10 protein-coding genes are annotated in these 13,128 nt (G+C 46.1%); 6 read left to right on the top strand and 4 right to left on the bottom strand.

Annotation, left to right across the window (positions count from 1 at the left end; genetic code table 11):
* Positions 1–65 precede the first annotated feature (65 nt).
* Genes ACA055_RS21665 through ACA055_RS21640 form a run of 6 tightly spaced genes read left to right on the top strand, consistent with a single transcriptional unit; the run spans position 66 to position 7,268 of the window.
* Positions 66–848: an ABC transporter permease gene (locus tag ACA055_RS21665; RefSeq protein WP_497680509.1), complete on the top strand. Its 783-nt coding sequence runs from the start codon at positions 66–68 to the stop codon at positions 846–848.
* Positions 845–1,615: an ABC transporter ATP-binding protein gene (locus ACA055_RS21660; RefSeq protein ID WP_497680508.1), complete on the top strand. Its 771-nt coding sequence runs from the start codon at positions 845–847 to the stop codon at positions 1,613–1,615. The genes ACA055_RS21665 and ACA055_RS21660 overlap by 4 nt, the downstream gene beginning before the upstream one ends.
* Entirely contained in the window at positions 1,605–3,890 is a 2,286-nt protein-coding gene (locus ACA055_RS21655; RefSeq protein WP_497680507.1) for a glycosyltransferase family protein, read from the top strand. Before ACA055_RS21660 ends, ACA055_RS21655 begins: the two co-directional genes overlap by 11 nt.
* Entirely contained in the window at positions 3,881–5,533 is a 1,653-nt protein-coding gene (locus ACA055_RS21650) for a glycosyltransferase (protein WP_497680506.1), read from the top strand. The genes ACA055_RS21655 and ACA055_RS21650 overlap by 10 nt, the downstream gene beginning before the upstream one ends.
* Positions 5,530–6,159: an acetyltransferase gene (locus tag ACA055_RS21645; protein WP_497680505.1), complete on the top strand. Its 630-nt coding sequence runs from the start codon at positions 5,530–5,532 to the stop codon at positions 6,157–6,159. Before ACA055_RS21650 ends, ACA055_RS21645 begins: the two co-directional genes overlap by 4 nt.
* On the top strand, positions 6,156–7,268 hold the full coding sequence (locus tag ACA055_RS21640) for a glycosyltransferase family 4 protein (protein WP_497680504.1): 1,113 nt from the start codon (positions 6,156–6,158) through the stop codon (positions 7,266–7,268). Before ACA055_RS21645 ends, ACA055_RS21640 begins: the two co-directional genes overlap by 4 nt.
* A 348-nt stretch (positions 7,269–7,616) precedes the next feature.
* On the opposite strand, the gene ACA055_RS21635 is transcribed toward ACA055_RS21640, so the two are convergent.
* The 4 genes from ACA055_RS21635 to ACA055_RS21620 form a co-directional block, all read right to left on the bottom strand.
* Positions 7,617–8,747: an acyltransferase family protein gene (locus ACA055_RS21635; protein WP_497680503.1), complete on the bottom strand. Its 1,131-nt coding sequence runs from the start codon at positions 8,745–8,747 to the stop codon at positions 7,617–7,619.
* A gap of 301 nt (positions 8,748–9,048) precedes the next feature.
* Positions 9,049–10,434, bottom strand: coding sequence for a hypothetical protein (locus tag ACA055_RS21630; RefSeq protein WP_497680502.1), 1,386 nt, complete (start codon positions 10,432–10,434; stop codon positions 9,049–9,051).
* 70 nt (positions 10,435–10,504) lie between these two features.
* The gene (locus tag ACA055_RS21625; protein ID WP_497680501.1) at positions 10,505–12,715 is read right to left on the bottom strand and encodes a hypothetical protein; all 2,211 of its coding nucleotides are present in this window, start codon (positions 12,713–12,715) and stop codon (positions 10,505–10,507) included.
* A 6-nt stretch (positions 12,716–12,721) separates the two neighbouring features.
* The gene (locus ACA055_RS21620) at positions 12,722–13,084 is read right to left on the bottom strand and encodes a GtrA family protein (protein WP_497684462.1); all 363 of its coding nucleotides are present in this window, start codon (positions 13,082–13,084) and stop codon (positions 12,722–12,724) included.
* Between the last annotated feature and the right edge of the window lie 44 nt (positions 13,085–13,128).

Raw genomic sequence — 13,128 nt, 5'->3', positions numbered from 1 at the left:
TCTCATAAAATTCAAAGAGGACGAATAATGTCCAGGCTTTCGAATTTAATTATTCAGGGGAAGTAATGTTTTCGTATTTTTCTCGCGTTTGGGCTGCTCGATACTTTTGGGTGCATCTTGCTTTAGCTGATTTGCGGTCCCGCTGGCGCAGGTCTTTTTTTGGCGTGACATGGTCAATTATCCAGCCATTGGGTATGACCGTGCTCCTGACGCTGGTATTTAGCAAGCTGTTCAACACCGATGTATTAACCTACGCGCCTTATGTTCTCTCAGGGATAGTCGTTTGGGAGTTCATTTCCGCTAATACAATTGGTGGCTCCTTATCTTTCGTTCAGGCGGATGCCTACATTAAACAATGTAATCACCCCCTGGCAATTTATACCTTGCGAACAGTTCTCGGTAGTTCGATCGTGCTTATGCTGGCCAGCGTCTCACTCTATCTTTGGGTGGCGATCATGATGCCTCAGAATTTTGGGTGGAGTTGGTTGGCGACGCTAACGATATTCCCTGTTGTCGCGTTGATAGCCTGGCCTGTATCGACACTTTTATCCTACATCAGTACCCGCTTTCGTGACGTTCCCCACGCGCTGGGGCTTGTGATGCAATCATTATGGTTTGTGTCTCCGGTATACTTTGAAGCGAAAATGTTTCAAAACGGTGGATTGCATGCATTGGTAGATTACAATCCGATCTATCACATTCTACAGTTGTTTAGAGCTCCACTACTGCAAGGGGAGTGGCCCACTCTTGCCAACTACGCTTTCAGTTTAGGCACTGCTTTGTTCTTTGGTCTAATCGCGATGTATGTTGGTTATAAAGCAGAGCGGAAGGTGATTTTTTACCTATGAGCACGAATAAAATCAACCAGATCAATGTAAAGAACGTAAACCTTCATTACGCAGCTGCGGCATATAAAGAACGTTCATTAAAGTCATTGATGGCCAATGTCTTTTCAAAAAAAGAAACCAATAATCATGTGGCCGATATCCACGCGCTCAAGAACATAAATGTTAAAATTGTCAGCGGTGAGCGCGTAGGGCTTCTTGGGCACAATGGCGCGGGTAAGAGCACATTCCTCAAGACTGTTGCCGGCCTTTATCCAATTTCCAGCGGTGAGCTGGTGGTACAAGGTCAGGTTCGCTCTCTGTTCGACTTGAGTTTGGGCTTCGAGCCAGACGCGACGGGACGCGAGAATATTCTCTACCGTGGACTGCTGCTTGGTCTGTCTCCTAAGTTTATGCGAGATAAGATCGATGAAATTGTAGCGTTTGCCGATCTGGGCGAGTTTATTGATTACCCGATCAAAACGTACTCTGCAGGTATGCAAGTACGACTCGCTTTTGCTATATCAACCACCGTTGGTGGTGACATTTTGTTGTTGGATGAGGTTATTGGTGCGGGCGATGCCAACTTTATGGCAAAAGCCAAAATACGCATTACTAGTCTGATCGAAAAGGCTGAAATACTTGTTCTGGCCTCTCATGACTTCGGTGCTTTGCAATCCATCTGCACCCGAGGTCTGGTATTTCATCATGGTGAGTTGTTGTTCGACGGTGAAATAACAGACGCTATTGCCGAATACAAGAAGATAAATGGACTTGCTGATGCAAACTAAACCTTTTCGTGTGATGTGGCTGCTGAACCATGGTGCGGCTCGTAAATTCGAGCTTGAAATGCTCAAGTCCTTGGGTATAAAAGAATTCTTTCTGCCAAAGTCATTTCCACAGGAGATCGGTTTTCGTTCGGCAAGCATAGATCATTCGGAAGATGCGAACCTTACTATTCCGGCTGAGGATCTAGAAGTACTAAATCAGCAGAACTGGTATGTGTCTCCGTCGAAAGAAGCCTGGGAGATAGCCAATAGATACTTTGATGTATGTTTTTTTATCTGCCACTCAAAAGGCTTCATGAATGAGGTGTCACGATCATTCACCGGTGCGGCTATTTGGCGCGCTTATGGGCTGGATAAAACGCTAAGTTATTCAGAAGTCGTGAAGGTCTTGACGCTAGGTACGCAGTCAGTCAAGAAACTTGGACGGCGTTTGTGGTTGGGGATCGCGTATGAGCATCTTGCCGACTCTGAATCCATGTACCTGCAAAAGCGAAAGGCATTTTTACCGCTGGGCCTGAACAACTGCGCGATCAATGACATCTGGAACGGCAAGCAGAAGCACATTTTTTTCGTGTGTCCGGATATTGGTTTTAGTAGTTACTATAAACAAGTATACGAAGATTTTATTTTCAATATGCAAGGATTGCCGTACAAAATTGGCGGTTCTCAGCCGATAGAAGTGAATGATCCGAATGTGTTGGGATTTGTCACTCACGAAGAGCATGAACGTAATATGAGGGAGTCGCGAGTGATGTTTTATCATTCAAGCGAACCCAACCATATTCATTATCATCCCTACGAAGCCATTCGTGTCGGTATGCCACTAATCTTTATGAGTGGCGGCATCCTTGATCGCATGGGGGGAACGACCCTTCCTGGTCGATGTGAGTCTGTCAAAGAAGCGAGAGAGAAAATTCGCCGCATCTTGAATGATGACACGAAGTTTATTGAGCGAGTACGTAGAAGTCAGGCAGTGCTGCTGGAGCCCATGCGTGCAGAGAACTGTGAAGCAGCTTGGATAAGCAGTTTCAAAGAAATCTTGCAAGAGTTGGAAGTTAGCCGCTTGGAGCAAAGCCAGCGGCCAGTAAAACGCAAGAAAATTGCGGTGGTAGTCCCCATTGAATATCGAGGCGGGAGCCTGCGAGGAGCTCAGCTATTAGCGCAAGCATTGCATGAAGGAAGCAGGCAATGGGGAGAAGATGTCGACGTCGTCCTCTTGCATTTGAAGTCTGCTGACGAGGACTCGGAAGATTTTCCCGATATGGATGAGAGAGTCCAGCATCGGACTTTTCACTGGAAAACCCTCGATGCGCAAACTGCACGGAGGGCCATGCGGTACGCAGGGCACGACGGCTGGGAGCCCGACTCCGTAAGATATGTTGTCCCTGATGATGGTATCAAGCAGCTTTTGGACTGCGATGCGTGGATCATAGTCTCTGATCGTGTGCAGGCCCCCCTGGTGCCTCTGCGGCCATGCATATTCATGGTCTATGACTACCTTCAACGGTATGAGAAGGTACTGTCCAAAAAGGGAGATGAGCATTTTATTAGTGCCGTGCGCAGAGCTCAGAAGCTTCTTGTGACGACTGAATTTACGAAACAGGACGCCATTCAATATGCCGGCGTTGAAGTAAATCGGATCGCTAAAGTACCTATGCTCGCTCCGGATTTCTCTAAAGTTGAACTTGGGATAGTGTCGGCGCCCGAACAGCCATATTTTCTGTGGACAACTAATGCCGCTGCGCACAAGAATCATGTTAATGCTCTAAAAGCTCTAAAGTACTATTATGAGGTTTTGGGAGGACAATTGTGCTGTTATGTTACGGGAGTGAATACTGATAACTTGCTGACGGATGCTGCGCCGCATCTTAAGTCTTTATCTGCTCTCGTTAATGCAAGCAGCGCCTTAAGAGAAAAAGTTCAATGGCTTGGCGAACTCCCTGAGCTTGCCTATCGCGGTACTTTGGCGAATGCAACATTTTTATGGCATGCAGGTAAAATTGACAACGGTTCTTTTAGCGTTGTTGAAGCCGCTAGCTTGGGGGTGCCGTCGTTGAGTAGCAATTATCCGGCTATGCAGGAGATGGATGTACAGTTTTCACTGCAGTTGTCGTGGATGAATGCCTCCGACTATAAAGAGATGGCACACAAGCTAAAAGAGATGGAACTGACTTACTTGTCCAAGAAGGCCCTGCTTCCACCGCCTGAGGTATTGGCAGAACAAGGCGTTGAGAAGTTGGCGGCACAATATTGGGGAGTCATACGAGAGTGTCTATAAATAAATATGGAATCTACCTGGCCTACGCGCCGGGCTTGGATCTGCGTCATGAAGGACTGGGTAGATACCTCGCTGCCTTTCTGAAAGGAGCAGAGGACAGGAAAGATGTTCGCTTTGTACTGGTATGCCCGAGTTGGTCAAAAGAAGGGCTTGAAGACCTATTTCGCAGTGAAGGGGTGTCTAAAGAGCGCTTTGAATTAGTTTCTCCCTCCAAAAAGCCGATGGTGCTGCGCGTCTATGAAGCCTACATCGCCAGAAAGAAGCGAAAGCGGAAGCCAGGAATACTCAAAAGACTTTCAAATGGGTTCTCAGCGATTAAAACAGCTGCCGTTGATCACGTTGAGCAGCAGTTAGTCACGACCAATTCTTATTCGGGCGTGGCGTTGCTGTTTATAGAAGGGCTTTTTCTTGCGAGCTTTGCGCTGCTGGTTAGCCCAATCATTATCTTGGCGTTGATTGTTCTTTTCTTCATAAAGCTCAGGTTCGTTTTTAAACGACTGACACGACCATTCCTGCGCCATTTATCACGCGCACGAGTAGCTGTCGGGCAGCCGAAGGACGATGCTTTCATTTTTCGACTTTATAAGCGTATGGAGCGTATTGAGTCAGAACGGATGCTTCACTTGATTGATAACCTGACTGATGTGAAAGCTTGGTACAGTCCCACTGCTTTTTGGCCAGCCTTCAATAAAATAGATCGCCCACGTCTGATGTGTGTACCCGATGTAGTGCTATCGGATTTCCCTGTAGGGTTCTCAAGTGTGGGAGGCGAACGCTTTCTGCAGACCTATGAGGATGTTCGCCGGTCGATCCAGACCGGGCAGCACTACGTTACCTATAGCAACGCGATCAAGTGGGAAACATTGGTCGAACAGTATTCGATCCGAGCTTCTAATGTATCGGTGATCCACCATGCGCCAAATATGCTGAACCAGTGGGTCACTACGCGAGGTTTTGCGGATCTGGGGGCCACGTCTCTCCACTATTCACAATTACTTCTCGCTAGTGCGATGCGTAAATCTTCTAATAAGAACTATACGATCGGTTTCGCAAATACCTCGTTCAAGTTTATATTTTACGCCAGCCAGTTTAGACCCAACAAAAATCTTTTGATGTTGTTGCGCACGTACGAATTTCTTTTAAGGAAAAAATACGTCAGTCACAAACTGATTTTGACTGGTGATCCTGAGCGTTACCCGTCCGTCCAGAAATTCATTGCCGAACACGGCTTGGAAAACGACGTTTTATGCTTGCACGGTTTGACGGTGCAGGAGCTTGCCGCTTGTTATAAATTGGCGGATCTCGCAGTAAATCCTAGTTTGAGCGAAGGGGGTTGCCCGTTCACCTTCACCGAGGCTTTGTCTGTAAACACTCCGGTGGTCATGGCTCGAATCGCGGTTACTGAGGAAATACTTAATCAGCCAGAACTTCAGGATACGACGTTTTTTGACCCGTTTGATTGGGAAGATATGGCTCGTCGGATTGAATGGGCGCTTTCTCATCGAGAAGAGCTTCTTACACTGCAGAAGAATATCTATCAGAGCTTGATTCAGCGTACCTGGACGGATGTTGTGAATGAGCACATCACGGTTCTAGAATCTATTTCTGCGGGCGGCGGTAACCCTTCGGAGGTCAATGTATGACGTCAATCACTGGGCTGTTGATTCTAGGGTTTGGCGGGCATGCCCGGAGCGTGGCTGACGTCGCACTTGCATCGGGTATCACGCAGTTGTGCTTTATCGACGCCAACGCCAGACCAGATGAATCGTTTTTTTCGTTTCCAGTGAAAGCGTCCGTGGATTTTGAGCTGCCCGAGGATTGGTCAGTTATTTCCGCAGCTGGCGACAACAAAAAGAGAATAGAGCAGTGCGAATGGGTCATTCAGCAGGGATGGCCTTTAGCGACACTTATCTCTCCTCACGCCACCATAGGCATCGGAGCCCAAATCGCTGAAGGGACGTTTATTGCTCATCACGCGCATGTGGGGCCGATGGCATCCGTCGGACGTGGCTGTATTATCAATACCGGTGCAATTGTCGAGCATGAGTGCGTAGTGGGTGATTACAACCACATTTCGGTTGGCGCTGTAGTTGCTGGTCGGAGTCGTGTCGGCGATCGCTGCTTCCTTGGCGCTGGCTCAACGGTGATCGACGGGTTGCAGGTGGCAGACGATGTCATGCTGGGCGCGGGGGCGTGTGCTCATCGCAATCTGGAAGAGGCGGGGACCTACGTGGGAGTTCCCGCGAAGTTTTTGGGGCGTACACATTGAAAATCCTGCATTTTTTCAAGACTTACTACCCTGACACTATGGGTGGTATAGAGCAGGTTATTTTTCAGCTCGCTGAGGGGGGAATACAGCACGGTATAGAGTCCGAAGTCCTGTACCTCAGTCCCCGTGGCGCAATGCGCAACGAACGGCTCGGACACCATATTACCCATCGGTCATATGAGAACTTTCAGATCGCCTCCACTGGCTTCTCAATCGGAGCGATCAAGGACTTCATAGAACTCGCAAAGCAAGCCGATATTATCCATTACCATTTTCCATGGCCATTTATGGATATGGTGCACTTTCTATCCAGAGCGAAGAAGCCGACCGTTCTCACGTATCACTCGGATATTGTGAAACAGCAGACGCTGCTTCGATTCTATAATCCGCTTTTACATGCATTTCTTCGAAATGTAGATGTAATAGTTGCTTCCTCACCTAACTATGTTGCAAGCAGCGAGACACTAGGCAAGTACGTAGAAAAGGTTAAAGTCATCCCGATCGGTATAGACCGCAATACATACCCTGAGGTGACTGATGCAACAATCACTCATTGGCGTGAGACATTGGGTGAGCGTTTTTTCCTGTTCGTTGGGGCGCTTCGTTACTACAAGGGCCTTGATTTTCTTCTGGAAGCTGCTCAGCAGACAAAGTTGCCTATCGTGATCATGGGAAAAGGGCCCATGGAAATGGCGCTAAAACAGAAGGCTAAGGATGCGAACCTGACTAATGTCTTATTTGTTGGTGCCCTGCCTGACAGTGACAAGTCTGCACTAATGAGTCTTTGTTTCGCTTTGGTATTTCCCTCTCACCTCAGATCCGAAGCCTTTGGAATTACCCTGCTGGAAGGGGCGATGTATGGGAAACCGCTCATCTCCTGTGAAATTGGAACGGGTACGACGTACATCAATATCGAGGGTGAAACGGGCTGTGTGGCACTCCCTGGAGATAGTGCATCTCTCGCAAGCGCTATGAAGAAATTGTGGGATGACCCATTGGGCGCAGCCCAAATGGGCAGGAATGCTCTAAAGCGATATGAAGAGAATTTCAAGGCCGATGATATGGTTAAGTCTTACAGCGATGTATATCACTCGCTGTTGAGTGCATAACACGTGCGCTCAAAAAATTCAATGTATCACCAAAGCGTTGTACCCAGTGCTGTGCCGTTTTATTAAGGACTAGCACCAAGTGCTGTAGTTTAGGTCCAAACCGCGCAGACACTAAACTGAGTGATCAAGCATGCGGATATTTATTTGATGCTCTCGCTGTGAAATATCCCTCTAGTCTTATCGAACAAGCCGAAATGTTGTAGTGACGCACTGACCACTAGATGGGTAACGCCAAGGAAGTAGAACCTGTTACCGTAAACAATCGCATAGCTGGACTTTTTAAGCTGCCGACATATAGTGGTAACGCCAGTTTCACTATTATCGCCGGCTGTTGATTTGTACTTTTAGTTAATGTGCTTTCGCAGTGGAAGTTTGCTGAGTATGGCGGACTTTCACTAATTTCATCAACCACCGCCTGCATGGTTTTTCTACAGTTAAATGCAGCCCGATTGACATCGTGATAATCAACCCCAAAAACATAAGTTCAAATGCTACTCCAGTGGCCAATGATCTGTGGACATTCGCAGCGAATAAAGGGAGCGCTATAATGTGTATTAAGTAGAACGCGAACGAAGCCTCACCTAACAAAATAATTGGTTTTACTGATAGAAACTTGCTCAGAAGACTTGAGCTTGTTTTGGCGATAGCAAGTATAAGTAGGGTAAATAACGCTGCATACGATGCATCCCAGCTGAATGAAGATAGATAGTTGGCCTTTGATGCCATTAGAGTGATAATTGCAATTATTGAGCCGTAGCAAACGCAACTCCAATATTTTCCATCATGTTTTTCTTTTTTACTCCTGCAGTAATAGGTGGCAGCAAAAATTCCGAGGATGAAATCCAGCACCCTCGTAAGCGGAAAGTTGTAAAGCCATCGATGTGCGGAATCGGGATCTGTAAAAGGTAAGCCATGCCTTGGAGGTAGCGCCAAGTACCCGGCCAACGTTAACTGAAGGGCAACGACGAGAAGTGCTGCAACCAGCATTTTAATACCAGGCTGGTTAACACCAATTCGCATAAATACGGGAATTAGAACTGGGAAACATAGGTATAAAAAAGCCTCTACGCTGATACTCCAAGCAGGACTGTTAAGACCTCCTATTACGCTAGCGTCTGGGTGCCAGGCTTGCGCTGCAAACAGATAAATCGTTATTGGGGTTGCTGCATCTTTCTGCAACCACACAAAAAGCATAGTCAATATATACAGCGGGTAAACTCTGGAGAATCTTGCCCAAAGGTACTTCGGAACATTATGTAAGGGCTTTGACTCAAATTCGTCTAGATAGTTATAGGTAATAATAAATCCAGATAGTACGAAGAAAAACGTAACTCCGGCGTAACCGGAAGCCATGATTCTCTCTGGCAACGTACCAAGACCTATCAAAGGGTAATGAGAAAAGAACACCATCAACGCTGCAATAAACCGCAGTCCAGTTAGCGCCGGGATCGTCCCTAATTTCTCGTTTGGTGTTGACATTCCCGCCTCCTGAATTACGTGGCATTCTACAGCAATTTGTTTTAAGAGGTGATCTGATGCGGTAGATGCTTAGCGCATCCAGCTTGAGCGTTTTTTTGCCCGAAGAATCAATGGGTAGTCGCTCTTTTTAAGCTAGGTAGGCAGTCACAATGCGGTAATCTTCACTGACATGTGATCAATGCAGCAAATCGCGCCAACGGCGATGGAGGGCTAAGACGTGATCGATGCTCGATTGAACAAAGCTTCATAAAAAAAGCCGTACTGTTGAGATCTCTCACAGTACAGCTAATACCTTTAATAATTAAGGCAGACTATACGATACGCAGGCCATGGCTGCAGTGGTTACAGCCAGAAACGAGGCGGCGAGCAAAGTATAAGCAGCTAGGATCGGCAACCAGTGCTTCTTTAGAAGCTCTAAAAAGCCTGACCATTCAAATTGCGTTGCGATGGCACCAAACAAAACAACATAGAGAGGCATGAAGAATCGGGTTTCGACTGCTCCTGGAAGAATCGCGAGCACAGGGATCAGCAGGGGGGCGAGATAAGCGACTTCAATCCATCGAGGTTTTCGTCTTGTGCAAAAAATCAGCGCGCCAAAAAAGAACAGACTGTAGCAGAGGAATGCGACGACACTTTTGTTGATTGAAGGCTTTGTGACGTAAACCAACCCATCGCGAACATCAATACCATTAATAAAGTGTCTTCCGTAGATGCCAAGAAACTGAACTGGGTGTTTCGCAACTAGTGCAATGTAACCGCCAATAGTCGGATCGTCCGTGAATAGCGATTCATCTAATGAGCGCAAGACAATTCCGGCGGGGTCCCTGTAGTAGAGGCTAGGTGCGGGGGTGTCTCCCCCATTATAGGTTTCATAGCGTTGTATCGTTATTCCCCAATACAACTGCGTCGCCATCAGAGATTTACCTTTGACCGTAGCAAACACTAACGGAGTGGCGACGTCATGAATGCGTTTATTAATTGCCATTTGCGGCAAAGCGACAACGAATGCTCCCAGAATAAATGCGACCAAACCAAATCCGCGAGCGCTCCATGATTTGCTCCGCAGGAAAACAAATGGAATGATAAACAGCAACGCAATAAAGGCGAAGAGGTAAATGGTTCGGATGTTATAAGCCGCGCTAGCTGCCGCGCCGGAAAAAAACAGAAATGCTAGCCAGTACTTTCGTTTCGCACTGTCCGCGAATGAAATCGCAATTATTAGGGCTAATGCGGCGGGTATATCAGACAGCGGATAGAGGAATAATCCGGGGAAAACAGCAATTACAAGCAATGCAAATAAAATTCGGCGTATTACATTAAGGCGACCACCGAAGCACTGCAGGAAAAAGTTAGCTACAGGGCCTGTCAAAAGATAGGCGTAGATAGCCGATGTACTGATCCTGAATATAATACGGCCGGTGTCATTTATTGCGTCGGTTAAAAAGTGTATCGGAAATAGCAGGTAAGCGTAGACGTAGCCTCGAACAATATCGGGAAAGTTTGCGATGAAGGCGGGAGTGCTTAGATTCCAATAGGTTGACGAGTCGTAGGGGAATTCAACAATGCCAAAAAATTGGTGAGCTACGAACAATATCAAAAATACTACGAAGAAAGAATAGAGCTTGGGTTTGCTCTCTAGTAGTGAATAGAGTAGGGATTTGCTCTCTACTGTTGACAATATTTGCATAGGTGATCCTTCTCTGATCCTGAACTTTGGGCGCTTGCCCAGAGTTGTTAGTCAATGCTGATATAGTGTTTTATTGATTTTGTAGATGATATTTTTTTATTTCAACCCAATCTAGTCTTCCGGCGAAGCCATAGTAATTTTCGTCAACGTCACTAATGAAAGCAATAGTATTCATTCCGTCTCTAAGTTGATTTTTGGCGAGTTCGGATTCAAATTGATTGGCGTCGTTCCATTGAAATGGAATATTGATGCCATTTATTTCAATTTTCATGCTGGCTTTTATAGATGGATTGACGATTGTATCGAACTGTCCTTTCAGAAGATATCGCTCTGATGAAGGTACGAACTTAAAGTCAAGGTACGCTTGTTTATTGGTTTTCCACGCTGCAGCATTATGCTCAAATTTGTTAACGGTCCATTCGGCTTCGCGCCATCCGGAGCCTGCTATCGGTAACTCCATACTCCACCAGTTACCGAATCCCCAGAAGTAGTGCTCACTGGATTTCTGGTCAGTGAATCCAATCAGAAGATTGTGATAGTCCGGTTTTTTAATAAAACCACGATAGATGGCCCCTGTGCGGTTTTGTTCACTGCGCAACATCTGCACTTGGTTTGGACTGGCTATGGACTCTTCATCTGGATTTACTGTAATGGCGACGACTTCAGATTTGGCCAGTTTTTTATCTTGTGATTGCTTGGTTGGTTCAAAGCCTGGACCACTTATTGGTGTCGGATAATGGAAAATCCATTCGTCAGCTGTTTCTTCACATGTCCCCTTTCGGCCAACGCTGTCGACGTGCTGCCATTCGTTGCCATCTTCGCGGCATACCTCTATGCTATTAAATGGATGCCCGTAAATATAGTTAAGAGTCGCTTGTAAGTTTTCGTTGATAAATATCCATGTATTATTCAGTTGGTTTGTCTTATCAATTATTACAAGTGTTTTGTTGTTAATTTGACCATCGAAATTGTCGACAATATTTTTCACAATGTTTCGTTGTCTGTCCGATATTTTTACGTAGTGGTGAAATTGATATAGCTGGGTTGATAGTCCGATAAATAGTAATAGGGCTGCGCAAAGTGTTGCCAGATTCCTGCTGACTTTGGCGATGCCTATAAGTACGGCGAGCGTCACAAATACCCCGCCAGGTGACGCAAACAAGAAGGTACGTTGGCTTATCGCTTGGTGCGATGTAGAGAGCAGAAAAGGGGCATACCCTAAAAGTGCTAACAGGATTCCCATGATCAAAAATCTGATGGGAATCTTCATCGAGATTATTGTATCTGCGGGTTTTATTTTTTTGGAATTGGAAAGCAGCAGAATAAAGGTGATGGATATTACAAGCATTACGCTTATGGCGTACCAATATGTATTGAATTCCACTACGGTTATACTGGCTGCATCATACCACCCCCCCCATACCGTTCTCAGCAAGCCTATCGAGAATAAATTCGGAAGAGAATGCATGAGAGTGGTAATAATGCTGGTGCTGCCAGCAATACCACTCTGATAGCTGTTGACTAGTGGCGCGGTGTGGATGACATATGCGATATAGGTAGAGGCGCCCATAAGCCAAATTAGATGTTTCCATAGTTGCTGGCGCAATTGGGAAACAGCTGGCTTTAGATCCGATTTTATAAGTATTGCTAAAAGCGGCAGTACTGTAAGCAGCAGGGAAGCTTCATACATTGCACATGCGGCCAGCAATAGCACTGCTGATACGATGCTCAGTAAATAAGGCAGAACCTTCGATTTTGCTTGCAGGGCAGCAATGAATATCGCGGTTCCGAGCAGTAAGGAACTCAATGCCCAGTTTATGTGAAGCGCTCTGAACGATAACTGCATTGTATCCGCTGGATATACAATAATTAGCAGGCCTGCGATAATTCCCCACTTTAACGAGCCAGTAATATAGCTAGTTATGTAGCTCAGACTTGAACCTTTTACGCATAGTGAGAGGGCAAGTAGTATATTCCAGTACTTAAACGAATAGGGGTCTAAATAATAAGCTATAGCTTGAGGAAGGATGGTCAATGGGCGTAGCGCATGTGCCGCTAGAGGACTGGAAGTGTCAGTTATGAAGAAGAGTCCATTAGTTGTAAACGCCCCTAACAATCCCCATTCTTCAATTAAACCGATTAGAGAAAATCCGTAGGGTATCCACAGCGCCAAGACCAAAATTGCAACTGGCAGGATGTGCGATATCCAACATTTCACCGCAGCGCGAGAATGCGACTGGGAAAACTGTTGAGATAAGGGTTGCTCTATCATGTTTGTCATTTGGCTCTACTGATCCATTCCTGTCTTGGGCTGATCTGTGGCTTTAAGTATTGTTTTGCTCAGCAAGTAGGTCACAGGCAGAAGCAGGACAATGATCAAAAGCGGGGCTAATTCTTCAGGTATCCCTAATTTCTCCACCATAAGGCTAAGCAATAGGGCGCCTAATCCATACTGGAGTAAATAAACTAAGGGGTAAGCCATCAACCCTTTCCATGATTTTTTTACATTGAAAACAACTTGTGCGTTAAACAGGTATGAGAAAATTATTCCGCTTATGTAGGCAATCACATAAGACTTTTGATAGCTCATGTACATGTTCAGCAATAAATAGATTCCATAGGTCAGGAGGGTGTTTAAACACCCGCCCACTAGGAACGAAACCCATCGACGTATGTTTTCTTTTGTAACGGTAA

The sequence above is a fragment of the Pseudomonas sp. LBUM1657 genome (genome assembly GCF_059716075.1).
Note: the sequence above shows the minus strand (reverse complement) of the source record. Positions and strands in the feature narration are given on the sequence as shown.

Excerpts from the sequence above, each read along its gene's own strand:
- ACA055_RS21630 (WP_497680502.1), bottom strand. The coding sequence starts at position 10,434 with ATGCAAATATTGTCAACAGTAGAGAGCAAATCCCTACTCTATTCACTA.
- ACA055_RS21645 (WP_497680505.1), top strand. The coding sequence starts at position 5,530 with ATGACGTCAATCACTGGGCTGTTGATTCTAGGGTTTGGCGGGCATGCC.
- ACA055_RS21665 (WP_497680509.1), top strand. The coding sequence starts at position 66 with ATGTTTTCGTATTTTTCTCGCGTTTGGGCTGCTCGATACTTTTGGGTG.
- ACA055_RS21660 (WP_497680508.1), top strand. The coding sequence starts at position 845 with ATGAGCACGAATAAAATCAACCAGATCAATGTAAAGAACGTAAACCTT.
- ACA055_RS21625 (WP_497680501.1), bottom strand. The coding sequence starts at position 12,715 with ATGACAAACATGATAGAGCAACCCTTATCTCAACAGTTTTCCCAGTCG.
- ACA055_RS21655 (WP_497680507.1), top strand. The coding sequence starts at position 1,605 with ATGCAAACTAAACCTTTTCGTGTGATGTGGCTGCTGAACCATGGTGCG.
- ACA055_RS21635 (WP_497680503.1), bottom strand. The coding sequence starts at position 8,747 with ATGTCAACACCAAACGAGAAATTAGGGACGATCCCGGCGCTAACTGGA.